The sequence below is a fragment of the Shinella sp. genome (assembly GCF_052438155.1).
GTDB lineage: Bacteria > Pseudomonadota > Alphaproteobacteria > Rhizobiales > Rhizobiaceae > Shinella.
The window spans coordinates 138874-163121 of sequence record NZ_JBQVPI010000012.1; the positions used below are offsets into that span (position 1 = coordinate 138874).

General features: G+C 63.0%; 25 protein-coding genes. 18 read left to right on the forward strand and 7 right to left on the reverse strand.

The genetic code is table 11. The features are described 5' to 3' along the window. Nucleotides 1-93 precede the first annotated feature (93 nt). The 6 genes from ACT6VE_RS21250 to ACT6VE_RS21275 all read left to right on the forward strand — a co-directional run bounded on the left by ACT6VE_RS21250 (nt 94) and on the right by ACT6VE_RS21275 (nt 6779). Entirely contained in the window at nt 94-1770 is a 1677-nt protein-coding gene (locus tag ACT6VE_RS21250) for an ABC transporter ATP-binding protein (RefSeq protein WP_444800420.1), read from the forward strand. A gap of 71 nt (nt 1771-1841) precedes the next feature. Further along, nucleotides 1842-2291: a hypothetical protein gene (locus ACT6VE_RS21255; protein WP_444800421.1), complete on the forward strand. Its 450-nt coding sequence runs from the start codon at nt 1842-1844 to the stop codon at nt 2289-2291. Between the two features lie 216 nt (nt 2292-2507). Beyond that, nucleotides 2508-3008 carry a GNAT family N-acetyltransferase gene (locus ACT6VE_RS21260; protein ID WP_444800422.1) on the forward strand — a complete coding sequence of 167 codons (501 nt, stop codon included), beginning with the start codon at nt 2508-2510 and terminating at the stop codon, nt 3006-3008. A 26-nt stretch (nt 3009-3034) separates the two neighbouring features. After that, on the forward strand, nt 3035-3619 hold the full coding sequence (locus tag ACT6VE_RS21265) for a DJ-1/PfpI family protein (protein ID WP_444800423.1): 585 nt from the start codon (nt 3035-3037) through the stop codon (nt 3617-3619). Nucleotides 3620-3928: 309 nt separating this feature from the next. After that, nucleotides 3929-5389, forward strand: coding sequence for a DUF1254 domain-containing protein (locus ACT6VE_RS21270; RefSeq protein ID WP_444800424.1), 1461 nt, complete (start codon nt 3929-3931; stop codon nt 5387-5389). Nucleotides 5390-5432: 43 nt separating this feature from the next. After that, nucleotides 5433-6779, forward strand: a complete 1347-nt coding sequence (locus ACT6VE_RS21275) for a DUF1214 domain-containing protein (protein ID WP_444800425.1) — start codon at nt 5433-5435, stop codon at nt 6777-6779. Nucleotides 6780-6915: 136 nt separating this feature from the next. On the opposite strand, the gene ACT6VE_RS21280 is transcribed toward ACT6VE_RS21275, so the two are convergent. Further along, the gene (locus tag ACT6VE_RS21280; protein ID WP_444800426.1) at nt 6916-7824 is read right to left on the reverse strand and encodes a c-type cytochrome; all 909 of its coding nucleotides are present in this window, start codon (nt 7822-7824) and stop codon (nt 6916-6918) included. A 115-nt stretch (nt 7825-7939) separates the two neighbouring features. After that, complete coding sequence (locus ACT6VE_RS21285) at nt 7940-8383, reverse strand: c-type cytochrome (RefSeq protein ID WP_444800427.1); 444 nt, start codon at nt 8381-8383, stop codon at nt 7940-7942. A gap of 216 nt (nt 8384-8599) precedes the next feature. Between ACT6VE_RS21285 and ACT6VE_RS21290 the strand changes: the two genes are divergently transcribed. Beyond that, the gene (locus tag ACT6VE_RS21290; protein ID WP_444800428.1) at nt 8600-9667 is read left to right on the forward strand and encodes a phosphatase PAP2 family protein; all 1068 of its coding nucleotides are present in this window, start codon (nt 8600-8602) and stop codon (nt 9665-9667) included. Here the strand turns inward: ACT6VE_RS21290 and ACT6VE_RS21295 are convergent. Then, nucleotides 9636-10271 carry a LysE family translocator gene (locus ACT6VE_RS21295; protein ID WP_444800429.1) on the reverse strand — a complete coding sequence of 212 codons (636 nt, stop codon included), beginning with the start codon at nt 10269-10271 and terminating at the stop codon, nt 9636-9638. The two genes, ACT6VE_RS21290 and ACT6VE_RS21295, sit on opposite strands and share 32 nt — an antisense overlap. Before the next feature lie 122 nt (nt 10272-10393). Between ACT6VE_RS21295 and ACT6VE_RS21300 the strand changes: the two genes are divergently transcribed. Continuing rightward, on the forward strand, nt 10394-11092 hold the full coding sequence (locus ACT6VE_RS21300; protein WP_444800430.1) for a helix-turn-helix transcriptional regulator: 699 nt from the start codon (nt 10394-10396) through the stop codon (nt 11090-11092). Nucleotides 11093-11144: 52 nt separating this feature from the next. Here the strand turns inward: ACT6VE_RS21300 and ACT6VE_RS21305 are convergent, their stop codons facing one another. Continuing rightward, nucleotides 11145-11747: a superoxide dismutase gene (locus ACT6VE_RS21305; RefSeq protein ID WP_069059455.1), complete on the reverse strand. Its 603-nt coding sequence runs from the start codon at nt 11745-11747 to the stop codon at nt 11145-11147. 266 nt (nt 11748-12013) lie between these two features. On the opposite strand from ACT6VE_RS21305, the gene ACT6VE_RS21310 reads away from it, so the two are divergent. After that, on the forward strand, nt 12014-12406 hold the full coding sequence (locus ACT6VE_RS21310; protein ID WP_444800431.1) for a hypothetical protein: 393 nt from the start codon (nt 12014-12016) through the stop codon (nt 12404-12406). A 57-nt stretch (nt 12407-12463) separates the two neighbouring features. Here ACT6VE_RS21310 and ACT6VE_RS21315 read toward each other — a convergent pair whose 3' ends face one another. Beyond that, the gene (locus tag ACT6VE_RS21315) at nt 12464-13348 is read right to left on the reverse strand and encodes a branched-chain amino acid aminotransferase (protein ID WP_444800432.1); all 885 of its coding nucleotides are present in this window, start codon (nt 13346-13348) and stop codon (nt 12464-12466) included. A 183-nt stretch (nt 13349-13531) separates the two neighbouring features. Between ACT6VE_RS21315 and ACT6VE_RS21320 the strand changes: the two genes are divergently transcribed. The 4 genes from ACT6VE_RS21320 (at nt 13532) to ACT6VE_RS21335 (ending at nt 16654) form a co-directional block, all read left to right on the forward strand. Then, nucleotides 13532-14572: a zinc-dependent alcohol dehydrogenase family protein gene (locus ACT6VE_RS21320; RefSeq protein ID WP_444800433.1), complete on the forward strand. Its 1041-nt coding sequence runs from the start codon at nt 13532-13534 to the stop codon at nt 14570-14572. Nucleotides 14573-14662: 90 nt separating this feature from the next. After that, the gene (locus ACT6VE_RS21325; protein WP_444800434.1) at nt 14663-15313 is read left to right on the forward strand and encodes a haloacid dehalogenase type II; all 651 of its coding nucleotides are present in this window, start codon (nt 14663-14665) and stop codon (nt 15311-15313) included. A gap of 9 nt (nt 15314-15322) precedes the next feature. Then, complete coding sequence (gene tam, locus ACT6VE_RS21330; RefSeq protein ID WP_444800435.1) at nt 15323-16096, forward strand: trans-aconitate 2-methyltransferase; 774 nt, start codon at nt 15323-15325, stop codon at nt 16094-16096. Nucleotides 16097-16207: 111 nt separating this feature from the next. Next, the gene (locus tag ACT6VE_RS21335) at nt 16208-16654 is read left to right on the forward strand and encodes a hypothetical protein (protein WP_444800436.1); all 447 of its coding nucleotides are present in this window, start codon (nt 16208-16210) and stop codon (nt 16652-16654) included. Nucleotides 16655-16747: 93 nt separating this feature from the next. On the opposite strand, the gene ACT6VE_RS21340 is transcribed toward ACT6VE_RS21335, so the two are convergent. Then, nucleotides 16748-17641, reverse strand: coding sequence for a LysR family transcriptional regulator (locus ACT6VE_RS21340; protein WP_444800437.1), 894 nt, complete (start codon nt 17639-17641; stop codon nt 16748-16750). A 146-nt stretch (nt 17642-17787) separates the two neighbouring features. Here ACT6VE_RS21340 and ACT6VE_RS21345 point away from each other — a divergent pair, with 146 nt between their 5' ends. From ACT6VE_RS21345 to ACT6VE_RS21360, 4 genes are all read left to right on the forward strand, one after another. Beyond that, nucleotides 17788-18981, forward strand: a complete 1194-nt coding sequence (locus tag ACT6VE_RS21345; protein ID WP_444800438.1) for an MFS transporter — start codon at nt 17788-17790, stop codon at nt 18979-18981. 68 nt (nt 18982-19049) lie between these two features. Further along, nucleotides 19050-19883: an aldo/keto reductase gene (locus ACT6VE_RS21350; RefSeq protein WP_444800439.1), complete on the forward strand. Its 834-nt coding sequence runs from the start codon at nt 19050-19052 to the stop codon at nt 19881-19883. Between the two features lie 310 nt (nt 19884-20193). Continuing rightward, entirely contained in the window at nt 20194-21348 is a 1155-nt protein-coding gene (locus ACT6VE_RS21355) for an MFS transporter (RefSeq protein WP_444800440.1), read from the forward strand. A gap of 7 nt (nt 21349-21355) precedes the next feature. Further along, nucleotides 21356-21868 (forward strand): ClbS/DfsB family four-helix bundle protein, encoded by a 513-nt coding sequence (locus ACT6VE_RS21360; protein WP_444800441.1) that lies wholly within the window; start codon nt 21356-21358, stop codon nt 21866-21868. 42 nt (nt 21869-21910) lie between these two features. Here the strand turns inward: ACT6VE_RS21360 and ACT6VE_RS21365 are convergent, their stop codons facing one another. Beyond that, nucleotides 21911-22303, reverse strand: a complete 393-nt coding sequence (locus ACT6VE_RS21365) for a hypothetical protein (protein ID WP_444800442.1) — start codon at nt 22301-22303, stop codon at nt 21911-21913. 165 nt (nt 22304-22468) lie between these two features. Here ACT6VE_RS21365 and ACT6VE_RS21370 point away from each other — a divergent pair, with 165 nt between their 5' ends. Then, nucleotides 22469-24100 carry a helicase HerA-like C-terminal domain-containing protein gene (locus ACT6VE_RS21370; RefSeq protein ID WP_444800443.1) on the forward strand — a complete coding sequence of 544 codons (1632 nt, stop codon included), beginning with the start codon at nt 22469-22471 and terminating at the stop codon, nt 24098-24100. Nucleotides 24101-24248 lie beyond the last annotated feature (148 nt).

The window sequence follows — 24248 nt, forward strand, 5'->3', positions numbered from 1 at the left end:
GGCTCGCTCGACATTGGCCGGGTTCACGGCTTGCCTCGCCGGCATGCCCCTCCCATTATGCCCTCTCTCCAGATCCTCCCCGGGAGATTCGCCATGAAGGACGACTGGCGGCTGATCGCCGCGCCGGTGAAGCATATTCTTGCCGACTACTGGCGCGCCTCGCGTGGCCTGCTGGCGCTGGTGGCCGCGATCGTGTTCCTGTCCGCGATTGCGTCGATCGCAGCGCCCTACCTGTTCTCACGCCTCATCGACCAGCTGACCGCCGACCGCTTCGCCGAGACGCTGGCGCTTGGCTTCGTCGTCTATGCCCTCCTCATCGGCGCGGCCGCAGCACTTCAGTACATGGTGCAGTACCTCTCCTACATGAGCGCGGAGAACCTCAGCTTCATTGCCGGCACCAGCCTGTTTGCGCGGCTGCTGAAGAAGCGCGCCGCCTTCTTCGTCGAGCACAACCCGGCCGAAATCGAAAGCGCCGGCCAGCGTGGACAGGGCGCAATGATGACGCTCGTGCAGCTCGCACTCATCGTCTTCATTCCAGGCACCACACAGATCGCGCTGGCACTCGGCATGCTGGGCGCGACGATCAATCTCGAGATCGTGCTGATCGTGCTCGCCTATGGCTGCGGCTTCATCGCGCTGACGGCTATCGCCAACCACCGCACGCGCCGCTTTCTCGACGCCGCGATCGCCGCCGGCCAGGAGAACGCCAAATTCGTCGGCAACGCCATGACCGCCATGGAGACGCTGCGCCATTTCGGCAGCCATGGCTGGATGCAGGCGCGGTTTGCCGAAAAAGCGGGCGAAGAGCGCGACAACTGGGCCGCCTTCTGCCGCCGCCGCATCGGCTATTCCTCGGTGCTCGGCGCGGGGCTCGCCTTTCAGTTCGCCGTCACCTTCCTGCTGATCCTGCCGCGCTACCGGGCCGGCGACCTCAGCGTCGGCGACGTCGTGCTGTTCAACACCCTGCTCCTGCAACTGAACCAGCCCTTCGAAATGATCGGCCATGCGCTGGACGACGTGGTGCGCGCCCGCGCCTCGCTGCTGCCGCTCGCCCGCATCTGGGCCGCTCCCGAGGAACCGGATGGCGCGACCACCGGCGGTTTCGCCCCTGCGGCGGGTCGGCTTGCCTTCGAGGGCGTCTCCTATGTCCATGAAAACGGCCGCGGCGTGAACGATGTGAGCCTTACTGCCGCGCGCGGGCGCATCACCTATCTCGTCGGCGAAACCGGTTCCGGCAAATCGACGCTGCTGCGGCTGGCGCTGAAATCGATCACCCCCGCTTCCGGCCGGATCAGCGTCGACGGCGTCGATCTCGACACCGTCTCGCAGCGGGACTGGTACGGCGCCGTCGGCATCGTGCCGCAGGAAGCGGTGCTGCTCAACGACACGCTCGCCGTCAACATCGCACTCGGCCGCGCGATGGACCCCGAACGGCTGCGGCGGGCCGCCGAGAAGGCCGCGATCCGTCCCTTCATCGACGGGTTGCCGGAGGGGTTCGAGACGAAGGTGGGCGAACGCGGCATGAAGCTTTCCGGCGGGGAACGGCAGCGCATCGCGATTGCCCGCGCGCTTTATGCCGATCCGCAATTCCTCTTCCTCGACGAGGCAAGCTCGGCGCTGGACGAGGCCACCGAGGCAGAGATCATGCAGCATATCCGCAGCCTTGCCGGCGACGTGACGATCCTCGCCGTCACCCATCGCACAAGCGTCATCGCGCCCGCCGATCACGTCGTTCGCCTCGGGTCCGGCCGCGTCGAAAGCGACGCATAGGCTGCCGCAAGTCTCGCAAAAGCTGCATATCCTAAAGGTTCCCTCAAAGTCATTTTGAGGAAGCCTTTTTCATGAAGATCGATGGCAGCATGCTTCCCAACTACACGCTCGGCAAGCCGCGCACGACCAGCGACGAGAGCCTCTATAGCAGCGGCGGCAGCGGTTCGAGCGCCCGCAACATCCCGACTGTCGCGCCGACGAGCGGAATGCCGTCCGGCCTTGCCAATGCGCTATGGATGACCAGCGCGAAGCTCGACAAGGCGCAGGACGAAAGCGACAGCCTGCTTGCAGAATTCATGGAGCTTTCCAAGATGACGCCGGTCGAGCGCCTGCGCAAGGAGCTGCTCGACGGCATGGGGCTGACCGAGGAAAGCCTCGCCGCGATGCCGCCGGAAGAGCGTTCGGCCATCGAGGAAGAGATCCGCCGCGCCATCAAGGAACAGCTCGGCGTCGACCAGACACAGCAGGCAGGCACGGCGGAAGGGCAACCCGTCGCCGGCACGACGGAGGCGGAGGCGTAACCGCCTTCGCTTTCATCCCTTCCCTTCGGATAGAAATCCGATTGACAAACGTCGCGATTTCGAGAATATCGCGACCATGATCAAGAGCACGCACATCGCCGCAACGTATTTTTGGCTGTTCCGATAGGAGCGGCTGTTTGATCATGTCAACAAGCCGCCATCAGGCGGCTTTGTTGTTTTAGGGCACCTGATGGCAGAAAACCCAAGGAGCCCGAAATGCACAATACCGTCATCAAGCTTGAACCGCCCGCTCTCGAACGCCCGCCGATGCTGACCATCCGCGCCGCGCGCCCGGGCGACCTGCAGCAGATCCTCGACATGATCACGCTGCTGGCCGAATGCCACGGCGACATCGCAAAAATCGCTGCCGTCGATCTCGACCGAGACCTGTTCGGCGCCAATCCCTGGATCACCGCACTCGTTGCCGAAGCCAATGGCAGGCTGATCGGCTACGCCCTGCTCGTGCCGACCTACCGGGCGACGGAAGGCCTGCGCGGCATGGATCTTCACCACCTGTTCGTGCGCGCCGATCACCGCGCCCACGGCATCGGCCGCCACCTCGTTTCCCGCGCCCGGGAACATGCCCGCATCGCCGGCTGCGGCTACCTGTCGGTCAGCGCGGCCACCGGCAATTTCGGCGCGCATCGCTTCTACGAACAGATGAATTTCCGGGCTGGTCCCGTCACGGGCATGCGCTACGTTCACGCCCTGGGCTGACACGCCGAATCAAAGAGGATATCGACATGACAAAGCGACTGGCCATCGTGCTGACCGAGGGTTATGCCGACTGGGAATGCGGGCTGCTGATGGCGACTGCGCGCCACGAATGCGGCGCGCAGACCGTCATCCTGACCCCGGCTGGCCAGAACGTCACCTCGCTCGGCGGGGTCTCCATCAGGTCTGCCGGCAAGGCGGAGGATGCCGCCCCCGCCGACTACGACGTGCTAGTGTTCTGCGGCGGCACGATCTGGCAATCCGATGACGTGCCCGACCTTTCGGCTCCGGTCGGGCGCTTCATCGAGGCCGGCAAACCGGTCGCCGGCATCTGCGACGCCACGCTGGCACTCGGCCGTCTCGGCCTGCTCGACACCCGCGCCCATACCGGCAACTATGCCAGCCAACTCAAGGACGTCGTACCCACCTACCGCGGGGCCGAACTCTACCGCAACCAGCCGCAGGCCGTCAGCGACCAGGGTGTCATCACCGCGTCAGGTGCGGCACCGGTATCGTTTGCACGGGAAATCCTGGATGCGATCGGGCTGGGTTCAGCGGAACTTTCCGACTATCTCGGCATGTATGGTGACGAGCATCGCAAGGTGGGTGGCTGACGACCGGGCAAACGGCGGATCTGGCGTAGTTCGGCCTATCCATCCTTAGAAAAAATGGTTGGCTTAGCGCCACAAGCGGCCATCGGCCAACGGCTGAAAAAGCCGATTTACGCCTATGTTACCGTTACGTACTTGCTACCGACATGGTTGGCGTGCGGGAGTGCGCTTGCTGATGCTCGTCGGGAAGAGTCCTCGATAACAACTTCGCAACAACGGTTCATCTTTTCATCAGCGACCGCGCCTCCACCATTCGCATTGGCTCACGCCAAGCTTGGTTGCGGCAGCATGTAAAAGCAGATGGAGGTTGGAATGCGAAAAATAGTTAGTGCATTTGCAACATCACTTCTCATCGCAACTTTTCCGACAGGAAGCTTTGCGCAGCAAGTACGCCAGCCCGAGGCCGCGTCCGAAATCAATGGGACGCCGTCCGGCACGATCATGACCAAGGAATATGTTCGCACGATGGGCCGAACGGCCTACCTCTGGGGTTGGCCGCTGGTTAATAACCTCAATCGCTCGATTGCCGTTTCCAAACTGCCGGAGCCCGGCCGCATTGAAGGTATCATCCCTGCCGCTCCGACGGGCTACATATCGATGCTGACGGACTATATCGATTCCGGCGAACACTTCGTCACATGCCCCAATCAGGACACCGTGTACGGAGCGGGCTATCAACGCGTCAGCAAACAGCCCGTGATTGTCCAGGTTCCAGACTTTGGTGACAGATTTTACACCTACCAGATCGTGGATGCGCGCACGAACACCTTCGCGCAGATCGGCAAGCAATACGGTACGAAACCCGGCCTTTATCTGATTGTAGGGCCCGACTGGAAGGGTGAAGTACCCGCAGGAGTGAACGCCGTCATCCGATCCCCAACCGATCTGACGATCATCCTGCCCCGCGTGTTCCAGGACGATACCCCGGACGACAAGAAGGCCGTGCAGCCCTTGATTAGCCAGATGATGGTCTATCCGCTCACTGAGTTCGACGGCAAAATGAAAACCCGTGATTGGACCAAGTTCAAAAGCTTCCCATCTCCTGCGGGTAAAAGCGTCGGTGAGACGAAATGGGTCATTCCGGAAAAGTTCTTTGACGAGTTGCCAATTGTCATGAAGGAAGTCCCGCCTCTCCCCGGCGAAGAGGCGCTATACGCCTCGTTCCAGTCGTTGATCGATGCGGCCGCAAAAGACCCCGCAATCAGGAAGATGCTCGACGATGTCGCGGTCGAAGCGGAAAACGAGCTGATCAAGCCGTTGTTCGACTTCCGCAACAATGGCATCCCCCTCGGCAACGGCTGGAATTCGCCGTCGAATGGGGCGAGGTGGGGCTATGACTACCTTTCGCGGGCAGCAACTGCTCGCTCGAACATGTACGACAACGCCCCCGAGGAAACTCGCTACATCTACACGGACTTCGACGCAGACCAAAAGCGGCTGAACGGCAAGCAGCACTACACCGTGACTTTCGCCAAGGGCGAACTTCCCCCCGTCGACGGGTTCTGGTCACTGACCCTCTACAACAAGGAACATCTGTTCGAACCCAACAGTCTGAACCGCTTTTCGTTGGGAACGAAGAGCAAGTCGCTCAAGTACAATACCGACGGCTCGCTGACCCTGCACTTTCAACATGCTTCGCCCGGCAAGGACTTGGAAGCCAACTGGGTACCAGCGCCCGAGGATGAGTTCTCTCTCTACATCAGAACCTATTGGCCGAAGCAGGCTGTGCTGGATGGTAGCTGGATTCCGCCAAAGGTCGAGCGCGTGGAATAGCCGCTGAAACAGCCCCATGCATTTGACGCGAAAGGAACCTGGAATGTTTGCCAGAACGTCTAGTCCTACCCGCCGGCTCGCAACAGTTGCAGTGATGACGATCGCTTTGCTTGTTGGCCCACTTGTGACCTTCGCCGCCGCCGCTACCAAGCCCGACGACCGTACAATCAAAGAAGCCTACGTGTACCTTCTCGGCCGCGCCCTGGTCATTCGCCAGGAAACCAACGATCTGAAAGAGAAGGGGATTGCGTACAATCATATCAAGTACAATCCGCTTGGCAGCGCAGACTTTGTAAATCCCAACTTTGATGTCGCCTATCTTGAGGCGTGGTTTGCCGTCGACGACCAGTCAGCCGTGATCCTTGAAGTCCCAGAGATAAAGGACCGCTACTACACCGCGCAAATTCTCGACGAGTGGGGCGAAGTGATCGTCAACATCAACGAGCGATCCTTTCCGTCGAAACCTTTCGGAAAGTTCGCGCTTCTGAAGCCTGGGGCTCAGGTGAAGGTTCCGAATGATGCAACGCCGATCTATCTCCATTCCAGCAAGGCAAAAATGCTGGCGCGAGTCGAACTCAAGGGTGACCCTGACGGAGCCGTTAAACTGCAGAAGGCCTTCAAGGCTTCGGTGATTGGCGAACCAAGTATTGCCAAGCCCGCGCCTATGGCCGCCTTCGATAACAAGAACCTGCTCGGCGCCGAAATCTTTGACGACGTTTCTGCTGTGCTGTCGAGCGCCCTCGATGTCGCTCCCAATGCCGCTGAAATGCAGGGCAAGGTCAGAGCCGTGGCCGAGTATATGGCAACGGGCAAGGAAGCCAGATCGGAAATCGATAACGTCCTGAAGAAGGTTGTGCCGGAATTCCAGGAGTTCGCCTTTACGAAGAGTGCGCCTTACCGCAATCATTGGGTAGGTGGAGCACAGACTGGTAACTACGGGAAAAACTACTGGCTGCGGACCACGGTGGATTATGCGGGGATTTGGGGCAACACAGGCGACGAGGTCATGTATTTCGTGGCGACACGCGATGCTTCCGAGCAGCCCCTGGAAGGCTCGAAGAGCTACGTCATCCATTTCCCGGCCGACAAATTGCCTCAGAACGCCGTGGATTCTTACTGGTCGGTGATCCTGGTCGGAGTGCCGGACTATCGCGTCGTCCCCAACGATCTCAAGCGGTACAACTTCAATACCTATTCTGGCCTCAAGCTAGAAGCCGACGGTTCATTGAAGATCGGTATAGGACCGAAATCCGTCGAGGGTGTGCCAGAAACCAACTGGCTTCCGTCTCCGGAGGGAAAGCCGTTCTCCTTGACGTTTAGAACATATGTCCCGAAGGACATTGTCAAAAAAGGCGAGTGGCAACCCGCACCTGTCACGAAAGCTGAATAGTCGGCCCAACAAGCAGAGCGGCCTCGCAAGTGCGAGGCCGTCCGAACGCGACGCCGAAGTCCGCTTTGGGGCAACAACGAGCTCCTCCGCCATCCTCAGAAAAGTAGCGCGATCATCGGAAACCAGCCCATTCAACTCAACGCGCCGGTACTGCCTTCAGATACGCCGCGATCGCCTCGCGGTCTTCCTTGGGCAGCCGTGCCATGTTCTTCTGCACCGACACCATGGCGCCGCCGACGCTGTCGAAGTCGGGGGTGAAGCCGGTTTCGAGGTAGCTGACGATGTCGCCGGCGCTCCAGCTGCCGAAGCCGCCTTCGGCGGGCGTGATGTTGGGCACGCGGCCTTCGCCTTCAGGGTTCGGTCCGCCCGCCAGCCATTGATCCGTCTTCAGGCCGCCGAGCACGTCGCGCGGCGTGTGGCACTCGCCGCAGTGCCCCGGCCCTTCGACGAGATACTGGCCGCGCTTGACCGTATCATCAGCGTTCGCCAGTTCCACGCGCGGCGCGTCGTTGAGATACAGGAACTTCCAGCCGCCGAGCGCCAGGCGGATGTTGAACGGGAACGGCAGCTCATGCTCCGGCGCGACATTCGTGCTTTTCGGCAAGGTCTTCAGGTAGGCGTAGAGATCGCCCACGTCCTTCACCGTCATGCGCGCATAGGAGGCGTAGGGGAAGGACGGGTAGAGATGCTCGCCATCGCGGCCGGTGCCGCGCTTCATCGCGTCGCCGAACTCCGCCAGCGTCCAGGCGCCGATGCCGGCCGTTTCGTCGGGGGAAATGTTCGGGGCGTGGAAGGTGCCGAACGGGCTCTTCAGGGCGAGGCCGCCGGCGAGCACCAGCTTCTGGTCGTCCGCAGCACCCGGTGCCGCATGACAGCTGATGCAGCCGCCCGCGTAAAAAATGCGCTCGCCATTGGCGAGGTCCGGCTCGCCCGCCGACGCCCAGACCTCCGCCGGCAGTCTTTCCGGTGCGGTGATGAAGAGAAAGGCGCCTGCGCCGATCGCGCCCAACACGACGAGGCCGCCGAGGAGTTTCTTGAGTGCCATGAAGTTCCCTCTCGCCAGCCGCGATCGTGTTCCAGCGGCATACTGACGTAAAACCATCGCCCCGGCAGACGGGGCCGGGACGACGGCGTTTCTTCGAGTGGAGCCGGCCTACCGCTTATTTCTTGACGCGGTAGACCTCATGACAGCCTGCGCAATTGGGGCCGATCACGCCGAGTGCGGCGCCAACGGCCGCCTGGTCTGCCGGAAGGCCGGCAAGCACGGTATCCGCATCGGTGCCGAACTTGGCAGCCTTCGCCTTGAAGTCGTCCATCGCTTCCCAGATTTTCGGGCTGGCTTCCGTTTCATGGCCCGTCTCGGAGCCGGCCGGGAACTGGTCCGGGAAGGCCTTCGCGACTTCACTCATCGTCGTCAGCGATGCCTTGACGATTTCCGCATCGTAGGGCTTTTCGCCCTTGGCGATGCCGGCGAGTGCGCCCATGGCGCCACCGACCTTCTTCATTATGTCCTGACGGACAACCTGCGGCTCATCCGCCGCAACGACGGCGCCTGCGCCAATGGCCGCAAGCGCGACCGCGGCCGCCAAAATCCTGAACTTCATCGAGTTCTCCCGATTGCTGGCGGCCGGTCTTCGCCGTGCCGCCGGTTTACGATGCGGGGGCATGATTGCATTTTGAACGATTCCAGACAGTAAATTCTTTTTGATATCAGCGCTCCGGCAATGAGACACGCTGAGCGTGCCCTTCATCCTTTTTTGACGCTTTCGGCGCAGAACTTGGATGCCCAATTAGGGACACGAAGACCGGGCCGGCCAACCATGTTGACATCCTTTGTGACTGCCGCCCGCGCGGACATAGGGCGAATGCTGCCGTTCCACGGCTTCGTGCTCGCCTATACCGCCCTGGTCGTGCTTGCCGCGGCTTCGCAAGACAAGCTTGCCCTGACGGCCTACCAACAATATGCCGAACAACTCGGCCCGCTGTTTTTCCTGGCCTTGCCGGTGGTTCTCGTCAGCGTGCGCGCCATGCTCGGCTTCGTCGGCCTGCATCGCCCGGCATGGCGCGGGGTTGGCGGGGCGTTTGCGGAATTTTGCGGCCAGCTTGCCTCCTCCGCCCTCACGATCGCCATGTTCATCCTCTTCATGGGATCATTCACCACCTTCAAGACCCTGATGCCGGTCATCATGGGCGGCTTTCCCTATGACCACCTCCAGGCCGACATTGACGCCTTCCTGCACGGCGGCGTGGATCCCGGCCCCGTCCTCTTCAACCTCATTGGCGATCCGCTGGTGCTCCAGGCACTTCGCTGGAACTATGCCGTCGTCTGGATGGCGTTCACCTTTGTGCCTGTCTTCTTCATCGCGGTCCTGCGCGAGGCGGAGGGCGTCCGCCTGCGCTACTTCCTGAGCTTAGCCTTCGTCTGGACCGTGCTCGGCAGCCTGCTCGCCTGCCTGTTTCTGTCCGCCGGGCCGGCCTTCTACGAACATGTGGCGGGCGATGCCGCGCGCTTCGGCCCGCAAATGCAGGCGCTGCTGGACCGGAGCGGCCCGACCTATCAGCCCTATCTGTGGCAAAGCTATCTCGATGGCACGGTCGGCCTCGGCACCGGCATATCGGCTTTCCCGAGCGTCCATGTCGGCGCTGCGATGATGAATGCCCTGTTCCTGCGTGAGATCAATCGCACCGCCGGGTTCTTCGGCTTCGCCTATGTCGCCGTCATCACCGTCAGCTCCGTCCTGCTTGGCTGGCACTATGCCATTGACGGCTACGTCTCCATCGCCGTCGTCTGGTTGCTGCACATCGTGCTGAAGCGCGCCCTCGGCAGCGGGCAAAGGATGACGCGGGACACAATCCTCATACCGTCCCCCACCCCTTCCACACCGTGACCACCGCGATTGCCACCAGAAGCACGCCGGCCGCGCGGCCGATGAAGCGGGTGGCGGCGGGATTGCCGATTAGTGCGTCGCGGCTGCGGGCCGCCGCGAGCGCCAGTCCGCCATAGACGGCGAGTTGCGTTACCCAGATCATCAGCAGCATGACGATCGTCTGGCGCCAGAGCGGGCCGAATTCCGGGCGCAGGAACTGCGGGAAGACGGCCAGCATGAAAAGATAGGCCTTGGGGTTCATCAGGCTGGTCAGCGCGCCCTGGCGAAACCGGGTGACAAGCCCGCGCCGGTCGAGGCTATCGACGGCATCGACGACGATCGACGAGCGGAAAAGCTGCCAGCCGATATAGGCGACATAGACAGCCCCCAGGACGAGCAGCACGTTGAAGAGTTTGGGCGCGAAATGTAGCAGCATGCCGACGCCAAGCGCTGCATAGAGCGTGTGGATCAGCCCGCCGGCCATGATGCCGAAGGTCGCCGAGAGCCCGGCCTTGCGCCCGCCGGAGAGCGAACTCGCCAGCACGAAGACCATGTCCATGCCCGGCACGATGATGATGCCCGAGACAAGCAGGAAGAAGAGCCAGAGGTTTTCGCTGTAGGTCATGTCAGTTGCCCGTTGTCTTTCCTTGCGCCGCAGCCTTATGCCACCTTTTGTTTCAAGCGCTTGAGACGTGGTATACCGAAGGCCAACTGACAGGGCTGTGTCAGTTGTGATGGAGAAAACCGATGCGCAAGGCCTCGCGGCTGTTCGAGATCATCCAGATCCTGCGGCTTGCCCGCAACCCGGTCACGGCGGCTGACATCGCCGAGCGGCTGGAGGTGACGGTGCGTTCGATCTATCGCGATATCGGAGCCCTGCAGGCCATGCGCGTGCCGGTCGAGGGCGAGCGTGGCATCGGCTATATCCTGCGCCCAGGCTTCGACCTGCCGCCGCTGATGTTTTCCATCGAGGAGACCGAAGCCATCGTTCTTGCGCTCGCGCTTCTGGAGCGCACCGGCGACACCGAATTGCAGGCCGCAGCACGCCGGGTCGGCGACAAGATCGCCGGCGCGGTGCCGCCGCCGCTGCGCCAGACGCTCTCCGCCCGCGCCCTGCATGCCTGGGGCACGACGCCGCGCCAGCCGGAGGGCATCGATCTCGCAACCGTGCGCCGCGCCATCCGCGACGAGGAAAAACTGCTCATCGACTACCGCGACGAATATGGCCGCGCCACCGAGCGCGCGATCCGCCCGATCGCCCTCATCTACTATTCGGAGACGGCCAACATCGTCGGCTGGTGCGAACTGCGCCAGGCGATCCGCAACTTCCGCGCCGACCGGGTGGCAGCCTGCGAGGCGGCGGGGGCGCATTTTCGCGGCGAAGGGGATCGATTGCGGCAGATCTGGATTTCGGGGTGGGCGGAGAGCGGGCAAGCGGCCCAATGAAAAACCCCGGCCGTTGCCGACCGGGGTTTCGCAACTCAAAAAGCAAAAAAGCTTACTTCGTAGCGGCTTCGTAGCGCTCCAGGACGTAGTCCCAGTTGATCAGGCTGTCGACGAAGGTTTCGAGGTACTTCGGGCGGGCGTTGCGGTAGTCAATATAGTAGGAGTGTTCCCACACGTCGACGCCGAGGATGGGCTCTGCGCCATGTACCAGCGGGTTTTCACCGTTCGGGGTCTTCGAGATGGCGAGCTTGCCGTCCTTGACGGAGAGCCAGGCCCAGCCGGAGCCGAACTGCGTGGTGCCGGCAGCGATGAAATCTGCCTTGAACTTGTCGTAGCCGCCGAGGTCGGAATCGACCGCCTTCTGCAGGACGCCCGGCAGGCTCTTGCCGCCGCCGTCCTTCTTCAGCCACTTCCAGAAATGGACGTGGTTGTAGTGCTGGCCGGCATTGTTGAAGAGGCCCTGGTTGGTGCCGTAGGACTTCTTGACGATCTCTTCGAGCGACAGATCCGCCAGGCCGGCTTCTTCCGCCAGCTTGTTGCCGTTGTCGACATAGGCCTTGTGGTGCTTGTCGTGGTGATATTCGAGCGTTTCGCGCGACATGAAGGGCGAAAGCGCATCGTAATCATAGGGAAGCGGCGGAAGTTCGAAAGCCATCGTGATGTCTCCTCATTGTTTTAGGCGCAATTCGCGGCATGCAAAACTGTTTCGCTTTGCTGGAACTGCTCCGGCGACGGAATTTTTGGAAGGAAATCCGTGAGCGGAACATAGGAGCGGCAACCGGAAGAGGCAACCGCCCGGGTTCCAAATTTTCCTGACATGCGACAAAATCATTTCGGTTTTGCGTGTCAGATCAATGACGAAGCGGAACGAAATCCGATTCGGGGCATTTTGTCCGACACCCTCGCAACACGGAGCCTTCCATGCGCGCCATCCCCCTCGCCTGCCTCGCCCTCTCGCTTCTTGCCCCGGCGGCCCACGCCTCTTCGGCGGATGCCTGGGAGGAATTCCGCGCCGATGTGGAAAAAAGCTGCCTGGCGAGCCTGCCGGAGGCGCTTGGCACGCCGACCGTCTTCGTCGAGCCGACCGGCACCGAGTCCTTCGGCATTGCCGCCATCGAGGGGCTGTCGCCGGAATCGAAGAGCCAGATCACCTATGTCTGCATCTACGACAAGCAGAAGAAGACGGTGCAGGTGTCCCCGCCGATCGCCGCGGAATTCCTGCATGTGGTTCGCGAAAGCGAACGCGAGGCGATCGCCAAGGAGAAGGCCGCGACGGGCGACAACAAGACGGTGGACGAGGCCGGTCAGGAATAGGCCGCACCACACCGTCATCAATGCAGAAGAGCCGACCCTCGGGCCGGCCCTCGCGTCTCAGGCATCCCCGTTGGAATGCGCCCAGTCGAAATAGAGGTCGCGCGCCTTGGCGGTGATCGGGCCGGGCTGGAGGTCGCGGTCGTCGAGGCGCGTGACAGGCACGACCTTGGAATAGTTGCCCGAGGTGAAGATCTCGTCGGCCGTCTCGAAATCGGCGACGGTCAGCGTGGTCTCCACCACCTCGAAACCGGCGTCCCTCAACAGGCCGATGACGCGCATGCGGGTGATGCCGGCAAGGAAGGTGTGGTTGGCGGCCGGCGTGAAGACGACGCCGTCCTTGACCATGAAGATGTTGGACGAGGCAGTCTCGGCGACATTGCCCAGCATGTCGCGCACCAGCGCATTGTCGAAGCCGCGCTTGCGGGCCTCCACCAGCATGCGGGCATTGTTGGGGTAGAGGCAGCCGGCCTTGGCGTCCGTCGGCATGCATTCCACCGTCGGGCGGCGGAACGGCGAGACGGTGATCGACGAAGCGGCCTTCGGGTCCCCCATCGACGCCTCGAACAGGCAGAGCGCGAAGCGGGTCGATTCCGCGTCCGGTGCGACGACGCTGGTGGGGGAGCCGTGTTCGGCCCAGTACATCGGCTTGATGTAGATCGCCGTCTTGCCATCGAATTTTGCAACGCCTTCCCAGGCGAGCGCCTCGATTTCTTCCGCCTTCATCGTCGCCTTGAGGCCGAGTGCCTCGGCAGAGCGGTTGACGCGCTGGCAATGCAAATCGAGGTCCGGCGCGATGCCGTCGAACCAGCGGGCGCCGTCGAACACGGTCGAGCCGAGCCACATGGCATGCGAGGTGGGGCCGATGAGCGGCGGGTTGCCCGAAATCCATTCGCCGTCCACGAAGGTCCAGGTCGTCGTGCGTGGTGAGGTATCGACTGGCATTTTTATACTCCTTTTCGCCCATCAAGGCCCGACCATTGCGGCTGGTCAAGCCAGAAATGCCTTCCGACAGCCGGCGCCGCTTGTCCATTCAAGATGTTGAATGGGTGTATCAGGCCTTATCATGGGTCGCACGGTTGAGGGGCCGTGGGGTGCATGCGATACAGATACAAAGGGAGAAACAGCATGCGCGCGATGTATTACGAAGCCTTCGAGGCGACACCGGAAATCCGGACCCTGCCCGACCCGACCCCGACGCCGGGCGGCATAGTGATCAAGGTGGAGGCGACGGGACTTTGCCGCAGCGACTGGCACGGCTGGATGGGGCATGACCCGGATATCCGCCTGCCACATGTGCCGGGGCATGAACTGGCCGGCACCGTGCTTTCCGTCGGCAAGGAGGTGCGCCGGTTTCGCGAAGGCCAGCGCGTGACGGTGCCGTTTGTCTCCGGCTGCGGCCATTGCGGCGAGTGCCGTTCGGGCAACCAGCAGATCTGCGAGGAACAGTTCCAGCCGGGCTTCACCCATTGGGGCTCCTTCGCGGAATATGTCGCGATCGACTACGCCGACCACAATCTCGTGCACCTGCCGGAGGCGATCGACTATGCGACCGCCGCCAGCCTCGGCTGCCGCTTCGCCACCTCCTTCCGCGCGGTGGTCGACCAGGCGCGGGTGACGGGCGGCGAATGGGTGGCGGTTCATGGCTGCGGCGGGGTGGGTCTTTCGGCGATCATGATTGCCGCAGCCCTCGGCGCCAACCCGATCGCCATCGATATCTCCGCCGAAAAACTGGATTTTGCGAAGAAGATGGGCGCGGTCGCCACCGTCAATGCCCGCGAGGTCGCGGATGTGGCGGAGGCCGTGCGCGATATTACCGGCGGCGGGGCGCATGCCTCCGTCGATGCGCTGGGCTCGCCCGTCACCTGCTTCAACTCGATCAAGAACCTGCGCCGCCGCGGCCGGCATGTGCAGGTCGGGCTGATGCTCGCCGACCATGCAACGCCGCAGATCCCGATGGCGCAGGTCATCGGCCATGAACTCGAAATCTACGGCAGCCACGGCATGCAGGCCTGGCGCTACGACGCCATGCTGGCAATGATCGAAAGCGGCAAGCTCGCCCCGCAAAAACTGATCGGTCGCCATATCAGCCTCGACGAGGCGGTGCCGGCGCTGATGGCGATGGACAAGGCGACCGACCTCGGCATCAGCGTGATCACGCGGTTCTGAGGACGGGCCGCCGGCCGTGCTATGTGATTGACATTCCTCGCGCGATAGCCGCCAATCAAGCGTGATAATGCCCAGGAGGAATCGCCGCCCATGTCCCACGCCGCCTATGTCTTCGATGCCTATGGCACGCTGTTCGACGTGCATGCGGCGGTGCGCCGCCATGCGGGCGATGTGGGTCCGAACTATCAGGCGTTCTCCGAGGTCTGGCGCGCCAAGCAGCTCGAATATTCTTGGACGCGCGCGCTGATGGGGGCTTACGCGGATTTCTGGCAGCTCACCGAGCAGGCGCTCGACTTTACGTTCCAGCGCATCGGCGGCGTCGACCCCGCGCTGCGCCAGAAGCTGCTCGATGCCTATTGGAAGCTCGATTGCTACCCGGAAGTGCCGGCGGTCCTCAAAGCGCTGAAGAGCCGCGGCGCGCATATCGCCATCCTCTCCAACGGCTCGCCCGCCATGCTGGCCTCCGCGGTGAAAAACGCGGCGCTCGACACGGTCATCGATGACGTCTTTTCCGTCGACGCGCTGAAGACCTACAAGACGGCGCCCGCCGTCTACGACCTCGTGACGACCAACTACCGGCTCTATCCGAACGCCGTCTCCTTCCAGTCCTCCAATCGCTGGGACATTGCGGGTGCCACGAAATTCGGCTTCCGCACCGTCTGGATCAACCGCAGCAATATGCCGGACGAATATTTCGACCTCGGCCCGGCGCTGATCCTGCCCTCGCTCGACAGCCTCTGAGGAAAATCCATGGCCTGGTCTGCCGCGCAATACCTGAAATTCGAAGACGAACGCACGCGCCCTGCCCGCGACCTGCTGGCGCAGGTGCCGGCCGATCTTCCGGCCGGAACAGTCTATGACCTCGGCTGCGGGCCTGGCAATTCCACGGAACTGCTGGTGGAGCGGTTCCCCGGTCGCGGCGTCAAGGGCGTAGACAATGCGAGCGACATGCTGAAGGCCGCGCGAAACCGCCTGCCGGGCGTGGACTTCGTCGAATGCGACCTGGCAAAATGGCAGGCGCCCGAGCCGGCCGCCCTGCTCTACGCCAATGCCGTGTTTCAATGGCTTCCCGACCATGTGGCGGTGCTGGTAAAGCTGATGGACAGCCTGCGTCCCGGCGGCGTGCTCGCCGTGCAGATGCCGGACAATCTTTCCGAACCATCGCACCTCCTGATGGAGGAAAGCGCGATGGCCGGCCCATGGCGCACCGCCTTCGCCGACGGCACGCCGCGCCGCAAACCGCTGCCCGCACCGGCCGCCTATATGGACGCGCTCGGCTCCAAGGCGGCGCGCGTCGACGTATGGCACACCGCCTACAACCACCCGATGGCGGATGCGGCAGCGATCGTCGAATGGGTGAAAAGCACCGGCCTGCGTCCCTATGTCGAGCGCATCCCGGCAGAACAGCGCGACGGCTTCCTCGCCGACTACGAAAGCCGCATCGCCAAGGCCTATGCGCCGATGGCCGACGGACGGCGGCTGTTGCGGTTCCCGCGGCTGTTCATCGTGGCGGTGAAGGCGTGAATATCTCGGTTACGCGAACACGTATTTGGGTGCCGAAATCCTTCATCGGTTTCGAGCAGATTTCCAAATCCACCAGAGCTTGAAGTACTTGCACTACGAACAGGAATTCAGATGTCAAATTCCTACTTCCAGAAATTCACGATTGCTGCCGGCATCATTCTCCTCTCCAGTGCATGGTCTGCCCGCGCTATCGATGCTTGCCAAAAAATCCAATTCTCAACAGAGCGCGCCAATCTAAGCAGGTTGCTGTCCTCGAGCGGTTTTTCAAAAGAAGAGAATCTCTTTCTTTTGAGGGGTGTTGATCAAAAGCTTAGTGAAATAAAGCGAGGCCTCCTTAACGCGCGCGGGAGCGAATGCGGATTGAATGCAGTGCGTGCACTGGTAATCGGCTGCTTGAATCACAGCCTGCCCTCTACTCTCCGGTCAATAACGTCTCCAAATCGCAAGACTGGGAAAGCACTATGGGGGAAGTCGGATGTTACGCGCCGAGACGCCGCCGTTATCGGAATGACCCATGCCTGCAAGGCAAGTGCAATGGAGCATTTTTTTTCGAATTAACGCCGTGAGAAGCGGTCGACCTGAAGACGAAGGCGTCGTGGTTGTCCGCATTTCTGGATAGACAGCATTTGCGGTCAAAAAGCCTGAGTGCACTCAAATCTTTTCCGCCAGAAAGTCGATGAACGCCCTTATGCGCGCGGCCAGATGCTCGTGCCCGGCGAAGACCGCGTGCACGACCTCGATGTCGCCCGGGTTGAAATCCTCCAGCACGGGCACCAGCGTTCCGGCGGCGATATCCGGCTCGACGTGGAAGCGCCCGATGCGGCCGAGGCCAAGGCCATCCACGCAGAGCTGGCGCAGGATGGCGCCGCTGGAGACCAGCATGTTGCCGGTGATCTCGTAGGCTTCGGTCGTCTGCCCATCACTTGCAAGAAACGGCCAGTCGTCCATGCTGCGGCGGAAGTTGAAGCGCAGGCAGTTGTGGGCGGCGAGATCGGCCGGATGCTGCGGCGTGCCGTGCCGTGCGAGATAATCCGGTGCGGCGATGACGACCTTGCGGCTTTCCAGCAGTTTTCGCGCCTTCAGCGAGGAATCGCGCAAGGGACCCGAGCGGATGGCGACGTCGGTGCGTTCGCCGATCACGTCGATGACACCGTCCGTCAGCGTCAGGTCCAGCTCGATATCCGGATAGCGCGCGAGGAAGGCCGGCACGAGCGGGAGAATGCAGCGCTCGCCGAAGCCGACCGAGGCATTAACCCTGAGCGGCCCGCGCGGCACGATGCGGGAACCCTCCGCCACGATACGCTCCGTCTCGGCGATATCCGACAGGATGCGCCGCGCCCGGCCGAGATAGACCTCGCCTTCCGGCGTCAGTTCCAGCCGGCGCGTGGTGCGCACCAGAAGCCGCGCGCCGAGCCGGTCCTCGACGCGGGTGACGAGCTTGCTCACCGCTGACGGTGACAGGCGCAGCTTGCGGCCGGCGGCCGAAAAACTCTTCAGCTCCGCCGCCAGCACGTAGACCTCCATTTCACCGGCCCGGTTGTCCATGCATCACCTTTGAATTTAATTCACATATGCTTATCCACTTCGCCGGATTAACGCGCAAGTGGTCCTGCCCCATATTCCGCTCCGAACCAACATCGCAACCCAGCCAAGCCGCCCGGATCCCAAGCCGGGAGGCCAAGGACCCTGCCATGCCTCTCGCTCTCTTTGCGCTTACCGTCGCGGCCTACGCGATCGGCACCACCGAATTCGTGATCGTCGGCCTGTTGCCGACCGTCGCAACCGACCTCGACATCACCCTGCCGCTTGCCGGCCTCATCGTCTCCGTCTACGCGCTCGGCGTCACCTTCGGCGCGCCCATCCTGACGGCGCTCACCGGCAGGCTCGGCCGCAAGCCGCTGCTCGTCGGCCTCATGGCGCTGTTCATCGCCGGCAATGTACTGGCCGCACTGGCACCAAGCTATGGTATGCTGCTCGTCGGCCGCGTGCTGTCGGCCTTCGCGCACGGCGTCTTCTTCTCCGTCGGCGCGACCATCGCAGCCGATCTCGTGGCCCCCGATCGCCGGGCCTCGGCCATCGCCATGATGTTCATGGGGCTCACCGTCGCCATCGTCACCGGCGTGCCACTCGGCACCTTCATCGGCCAGACGTTCGGCTGGCGTGCCACCTTCTGGGCCGTTGCCGGCCTCGGCCTCGTCGCCTTCGCCGCCATCGCCCTGCTGCTGCCGTCGAACCTCAACCGGGAAAAGCCGGCGGGCCTGATGGAACAGGTGCGCGTGCTCGGCTCCGGTCGCCTGCTCCTCGTTTTCGCCATGACGGCGCTCGGCTATGGCGGCACCTTCGTGACCTTCACCTTCCTGTCGCCGCTCCTGCAGGACATTACCGGCCTGTCGGCCAATACGGTCAGCCTCGTGTTGGTGCTCTATGGTGCGGCGATCGCCTTCGGCAACATCGTCGGTGGCAAGGTGGCGAACCGCGAACCGGTCAAGGCGCTCGCCGTGCTCTTCGCCCTGCAGGCTGCCGTGCTGGTGCTTCTCACCTTCACCGCCTCCTCGCCGGTGCTTGTGCTGATCACGCTCGCCGCGCTCGGCTTCCTGTCCTTCGCCACCGTGCCGGGCCTCCAGCTCTATGTCGTGGAGATGGCCAAGCGTCACCGCCCGGCTGGCGTGGACGTTGCCTCGGCGCTCAACATCGCCGCCTTCAACCTCGGCATCGCCGCAGGTGCGTGGATCGGCGGGCTGGTCGTCGCCTCGCCGCTCGGCCTCGGTGCAACGCCTTGGGTCGGCGCCATCCTCGTCGCTGCGGCCCTCGGCCTGACGCTGGTGAGCGGCGCCCTCGACCGCCGCGAACGCAGCGCACCGGACGCCGCCTGCCAGCCGGCCTGAAACCCTTCGTCCGCCGGGGCGCTACCCCTTCAACTCCGGCGGGCCATCAATCCAAAAGGAGACATCCAATGAAAACCGTCAACGCCAATGGCGCCCACATTCCCCAGCTCGGTTTCGGCACGTTCCGCATGCCGGAAGCCGACGTCCTCGCCATCCTGCCGAAGGCACTCGCCCAAGGCTTCACCCATGTCGACACCGCCCAGATCTACGAGAACGAGGCCGCCGTCGGCGCGGCCATCCAGGCCTCCGGCGTCGCCCGCGACAAAATCTTCCTCACCACCAAGGTCTGGGTCGCGAACTATGCCAAAAATGCCTTCGCCGCATCCGTCGAAGAGAGCCTGCGCAAGCTGAAGACCGACCATGTCGATCTTCTCCTGCTGCACTGGCCGAACGACGCCGTGCCGCTCGAGGTGCAGATCGCCGAACTCAACGCCGTGCGCGAGCGTGGCCTGGCAAGGCATATCGGCGTCAGCAACTTCAACACAGAACTGATGGCCGAGGCCGTGCGCTTCAGCGCCGCGCCACTCGCCACCAACCAGGTCGAGTATCATCCCTATCTCGACCAGATGAAGGTGCTGGAAGCCGCCGAGACCTATGGCATGGCGCTCACCGCCTACTACGCCATGGCCGATGGCAAGGTGCCGAATGAGCGGTTGCTGAAGGAAATCGGCGCGGCGCATGGCAAGTCTGCGGCACAAGTCGCGCTGCGCTGGCTGATCCAGCAGCCGGACGTGGTGGCGCTCACCAAGACGGCGACGGAAGCAAGGCTTGCCGAAAACCTCGCCCTCTTCGATTTCGTGCTCACCCCGGACGAGATGATGCGCATCCACAAGCTCGCCCGCCCGGACGGCCGCATCGTCAGCCCGGATGGCTTGGCACCCGCCTGGGACCAGGCCGCCTGACGCGCTCCGGCGGCGAGAGGGACCGCATAGGAGGCAAGGCGTTGCCTCCTTCCCTTCTCCCCCGCGGGGAGAAGGTGGCTCGATGGGTCGGATGAGGGGGATAGCGCTGATATCCCGGCTTTTTCCACCTGTGGCATCCCCCTCATCCGCCTGCCGGCACCTTCTCCCCGCGGGGGAGAAGGAGAAAGCGGCAACGTTGTGCCATAGGCGATACCCCTCGCCGACCACACCGAAAGATGAGGCCGGCTTCCCAACGGGTTGCCGGCCGGGTATGTTGCCGCGCCGCCCCGTCTGCGGCAGGGAGCCTTTCATGCAGTCCTCGTCGTCAACCGTCATTACGCCCGACTGGCCGGCCATTTTCGCCGTCGTTCTCGGCGCGACGGCTTTTTCGGTGGCGCAGGGGCTGACTTATCCGCTGGTCTCGTTGACGCTGGAGGCGCGCGGCTTTTCCTCGTCGATGATCGGCGTGAACGCCATCGCCTATGCCGGCGGCACCGCCGCCTCGACACTGCTGATCGGCGCGCTCACCAAACGCTGGCGGCCTGACCGGCTGATCATCGCAAGCCTCATCCTCTGCTCGCTGTGCCTTGTCACCTTCGCCGCCTCTACCTCCTTCTCCATCTGGCTCGTCGCCCGCTTCGTGCTCGGTTTCTTTGCCAGCATCATCTTCATGCTCGGCGAAGCCTGGCTCAACGCGGCCTGCCCGGACCGGCTGCGCGGCCGCGTCTCGGGCCTCTATGGCATGGGCATCTGCGCGGGCTTTGCCGCCGGACCGCTTGCCATTCCACTGTTCGGCAGCGCGGGCGGCCTCGGTTTCGCGCTGACCGCCGTCTATCTTGCCATCGTCGCCTTCGCGACGGGCATGCTGATGTTCTCGACCAAGACGGTGCCGGCCCCCTCGTCCACAAGCGATGTCTTCCGCTTCTTCAAGGCCGCGCCCATTCTGGTCGGCATGGTGTTCGTCTTCGGCTTTGCCGATATCGCGGCGATCTCGGCCATGCCGGTCTATTTCGTGAAAATGGGCTACAGCGAAGCCTTCGCCGCCATCAGCGTGACCGTGCTGGCTTTGCCGACGGCGCTTGCCCAGCCCTTCATCGGCGTGCTGCTCGACAAGCTGCCGCGTGAGCGCGTGGCGCTCGCCGCCGTCGGCGTTGCCGCCGCGAGCTATCTCATCCTCCCGTCGATGACGTCGGAAATCGCGATCCTGGGTATCTTCGCCCTGATGGGCACGGCCGTCTTCTCGCTTTATACCTGCGCGCTCACCATGCTCGGCGAGCGCTACACCGGATCCATGCTGGTGGCCGGCAGCGCGGCCTTCGCGCTTGTCTATGCGGCGGGCAGCGCCACCGGTTCGGGCCTCACCGGCGCCATCATGGAGGCCGGCGGACCGATGGCCGGGCCGATCTCGGTCGGCCTCGGCCTTGCCGCCTTCACGGCCCTGCTGATCTTTGTGCAAAGGCGCTAGGCCGGTCGTGACCGTTCCGCAGAACAGAAGCGAACTCCTCGCCGCAATCGACCTGGAGTTCGCCAAACTCAGAAAAACGCTGGAAGCGCTCCCGCCGGACCTCGTGCACGCGCGCACGATGGAAGGGCATGCCAAGGGCACGGTGATGAGCCCCTTCGATCTCGTCGCCTATCTGGTCGGCTGGAACGAACTGGTGCTGAAATGGCTGGACCGGGACGCGGCCGGCCAGCCAATCGACTTTCCCGAGACAGGCTTCAAATGGAACGCACTCGGCAAGCTCGCCCAGAAATTCTACGGCGACTATGCGGACATTCCCTACCCGCAGCTCGTCGGGCGGCTCGATGCCGCGAAGGAGAGGATTGTCGGTATCATCGGCCAGCATGACGATGCGGCGCTCTACGGACGTCCCTGGTACGAGGCATGGACCATGGGCCGGATGATCCAGTTCAACACGTCATCACCCTATGCCAATGCGCGCGGACGCCTGCGCAAATGGCTGAAGTCTCACGCCGAGGCGTGAGGAAGCCATCCCGCGCGGACGCGGGATGGCAAAAAGCCAAACTCAGACGAACTGGCTGAGGCCGGGAACGGAAGCGACGACTTCGTCGACCACGTCGGCGCCGGCATGTTCGCGGGCAACTGCCATGGTTTCCTTGGCAAGCCCGGTGATTTCACCCATGCCGAGGCCCTGGCTCATCAGCTGCTGGCCGAGACCCATGACGCCGCCGCCGCCGATGGCGCTCATCAGGCCACCGAGCAGGCCACCGCCACCCTGGCCTTCGCCATTGTACTGGGCAACCAGGTCGGAAGCGCCGGGGATGGCTTCGATCATGCGGGCGACCGGGCCGTCAGCGGCTTCGCGCTGCAGGAAGCCGAGCATCATGCCGATGGCCTTTTCAGCAAGGGCCGGCTCGATGCCGACGGCATCGGCAACGCGGGTGACGAGATCGTTCATGGAAAATCCTCCGAATTATTTGACGTTGACGTCAAGGTAATTGAATTCGCCGGCAAACTCAAGCCAGCTTTGCGCGTCTTCGACAGCCGGGCCGCGGCCCTTGAAAGCGTGTTGTTCCCGTGCCTGACTATCCTTATAACCTGCTTGAGACGATTCAATGAAAACATGGCCGAAGCGACACTCGGCCCCGAATCGCGCAGATCGGCTTCAGGGAGTTTCAACGTGACGGAATCGCTTCTTCAGGACGGAAAGCTCTATATCGGCACCAGCCGCAAGCCGGACGATACCAACAACAAGCCGGAATATCTCGACTTGAAGTTCGGCAACCGCCACGGCCTCGTGACGGGCGCCACCGGCACCGGCAAGACGGTGACGCTGCAGGTGCTGGCCGAAGGTTTTTCCAATGCCGGCGTGCCGGTGTTCTGCGCCGACGTGAAGGGCGACCTTTCCGGCATCGGCGCGATCGGCGAGCCGAAGGACTTTCTCCAGAAGCGCGCCGACCAGATTGGCCTGACGCCCTATGAATTCCAGGAATTCCCGGTGATCTTCTGGGATCTCTACGGCGAAAAGGGCCATCGCGTGCGCACCACCATCTCCGAGATGGGACCGCTGCTGCTGTCGCGCCTGATGAACGCCACCGACGCGCAGGAAGGCGTCATCAACATCGCCTTCAAGATCGCCGACCAGGGCGGCCTGCCGCTGCTCGACCTCAAGGATTTCCAGGCGCTGCTCAACTATATGGGCGAGAATGCCTCGACGCTGTCCAACCAGTTCGGCTTCGTCTCCAAGGCCTCCGTCGGTTCGATCCAGCGCGAGTTGCTGATCCTCGAACAGCAGGGTGCCGAACAGTTCTTCGGCGAGCCGGCGCTGAAGATTTCCGACATCATGCGCACGACCAATGACGGGCGCGGCGCGATCTCGGTGCTCGCCGCCGACAAGCTGATGATGAACCCGCGTCTCTACGGCACCTTCCTGCTCTGGATGCTCTCCGAATTGTTCGAAGTGCTGCCGGAAGTGGGCGACCCGGAAAAGCCGAAACTGGTGTTCTTCTTCGACGAGGCCCACCTCCTGTTCAACGACGCGCCAAAGGTGCTGACCGAACGTGTCGAGCAGGTCGTGCGCCTCATCCGCTCCAAGGGCGTCGGCGTCTATTTCGTCACGCAGAACCCGCTCGACGTGCCGGAAACCGTGCTCGCGCAGCTCGGCAACCGGGTACAGCACGCGCTGCGCGCCTATACGCCGCGCGAACAGAAGGCGGTGAAGACGGCCGCCGATACGTTCCGTCCCAACCCGGAATTCAACTGCGCCGATGTCATCACGCAGCTCGGCACCGGTGAAGCGCTGGTCTCGACGCTCGAAGGCAAGGGCGCGCCCTCGATGGTCGAGCGCACACTGGTGCGCCCGCCGGCCTCCCGCGTCGGCCCGGTGACCGATGCAGAACGCAAGGACATCATGAAGGTCAGCCCCGTCGCCGGCCTTTACGACGAGGATTTCGATCGCGAATCCGCCTACGAAATTCTCATGGCGCGCGCCAAGAAGGCGGCCGATTCCGTCGCCGCCCAGGAACAGGCGGACGCCCAGCCCGAGGAAAAACCCGCCGGCGGCAGCCGCTGGACCCTGCCCGGCTTCGGCGACGACGAACCCGCCGCCCAGCCCGCGCCCAAGCAGCCCAAGCCCCGCGCCGGCTACCAGCGTGAGACGGTGGCGGAAGCCGCGATGAAATCGGTCGCCCGCACCGTCGCCTCCTCGCTCGGCCGCGCGCTGGTGCGCGGTATCCTCGGCAGCCTGCGGCGCTAAACCACCCAGCCCTTGTTCGTGCGAAAGGCCCGGATGCAACCGCATCCGGGCCTTTTGTCTGGAACGTGGCCGCAAGGATTATTTGCAGACCTTGATCCGCTTGATGATGACGTTGCCGTAGTAGTCGTAGGACTTCACCTTCTTGATG

Bases quoted from the DNA above. Each gene is read 5' to 3' on its own strand.
- ACT6VE_RS21250 (WP_444800420.1), top strand. From the start codon at position 94: ATGAAGGACGACTGGCGGCTGATCGCCGCGCCGGTGAAGCATATTCTT.
- ACT6VE_RS21255 (WP_444800421.1), top strand. From the start codon at position 1,842: ATGAAGATCGATGGCAGCATGCTTCCCAACTACACGCTCGGCAAGCCG.
- ACT6VE_RS21260 (WP_444800422.1), top strand. From the start codon at position 2,508: ATGCACAATACCGTCATCAAGCTTGAACCGCCCGCTCTCGAACGCCCG.
- ACT6VE_RS21265 (WP_444800423.1), top strand. From the start codon at position 3,035: ATGACAAAGCGACTGGCCATCGTGCTGACCGAGGGTTATGCCGACTGG.
- ACT6VE_RS21270 (WP_444800424.1), top strand. From the start codon at position 3,929: ATGCGAAAAATAGTTAGTGCATTTGCAACATCACTTCTCATCGCAACT.
- ACT6VE_RS21275 (WP_444800425.1), top strand. From the start codon at position 5,433: ATGTTTGCCAGAACGTCTAGTCCTACCCGCCGGCTCGCAACAGTTGCA.
- ACT6VE_RS21280 (WP_444800426.1), bottom strand. From the start codon at position 7,824: ATGGCACTCAAGAAACTCCTCGGCGGCCTCGTCGTGTTGGGCGCGATC.
- ACT6VE_RS21285 (WP_444800427.1), bottom strand. From the start codon at position 8,383: ATGAAGTTCAGGATTTTGGCGGCCGCGGTCGCGCTTGCGGCCATTGGC.
- ACT6VE_RS21290 (WP_444800428.1), top strand. From the start codon at position 8,600: ATGTTGACATCCTTTGTGACTGCCGCCCGCGCGGACATAGGGCGAATG.
- ACT6VE_RS21295 (WP_444800429.1), bottom strand. From the start codon at position 10,271: ATGACCTACAGCGAAAACCTCTGGCTCTTCTTCCTGCTTGTCTCGGGC.
- ACT6VE_RS21300 (WP_444800430.1), top strand. From the start codon at position 10,394: ATGCGCAAGGCCTCGCGGCTGTTCGAGATCATCCAGATCCTGCGGCTT.
- ACT6VE_RS21305 (WP_069059455.1), bottom strand. From the start codon at position 11,747: ATGGCTTTCGAACTTCCGCCGCTTCCCTATGATTACGATGCGCTTTCG.
- ACT6VE_RS21310 (WP_444800431.1), top strand. From the start codon at position 12,014: ATGCGCGCCATCCCCCTCGCCTGCCTCGCCCTCTCGCTTCTTGCCCCG.
- ACT6VE_RS21315 (WP_444800432.1), bottom strand. From the start codon at position 13,348: ATGCCAGTCGATACCTCACCACGCACGACGACCTGGACCTTCGTGGAC.
- ACT6VE_RS21320 (WP_444800433.1), top strand. From the start codon at position 13,532: ATGCGCGCGATGTATTACGAAGCCTTCGAGGCGACACCGGAAATCCGG.
- ACT6VE_RS21325 (WP_444800434.1), top strand. From the start codon at position 14,663: ATGTCCCACGCCGCCTATGTCTTCGATGCCTATGGCACGCTGTTCGAC.
- tam (WP_444800435.1), top strand. From the start codon at position 15,323: ATGGCCTGGTCTGCCGCGCAATACCTGAAATTCGAAGACGAACGCACG.
- ACT6VE_RS21335 (WP_444800436.1), top strand. From the start codon at position 16,208: ATGTCAAATTCCTACTTCCAGAAATTCACGATTGCTGCCGGCATCATT.
- ACT6VE_RS21340 (WP_444800437.1), bottom strand. From the start codon at position 17,641: ATGGACAACCGGGCCGGTGAAATGGAGGTCTACGTGCTGGCGGCGGAG.
- ACT6VE_RS21345 (WP_444800438.1), top strand. From the start codon at position 17,788: ATGCCTCTCGCTCTCTTTGCGCTTACCGTCGCGGCCTACGCGATCGGC.
- ACT6VE_RS21350 (WP_444800439.1), top strand. From the start codon at position 19,050: ATGAAAACCGTCAACGCCAATGGCGCCCACATTCCCCAGCTCGGTTTC.
- ACT6VE_RS21355 (WP_444800440.1), top strand. From the start codon at position 20,194: ATGCAGTCCTCGTCGTCAACCGTCATTACGCCCGACTGGCCGGCCATT.
- ACT6VE_RS21365 (WP_444800442.1), bottom strand. From the start codon at position 22,303: ATGAACGATCTCGTCACCCGCGTTGCCGATGCCGTCGGCATCGAGCCG.
- ACT6VE_RS21370 (WP_444800443.1), top strand. From the start codon at position 22,469: ATGGCCGAAGCGACACTCGGCCCCGAATCGCGCAGATCGGCTTCAGGG.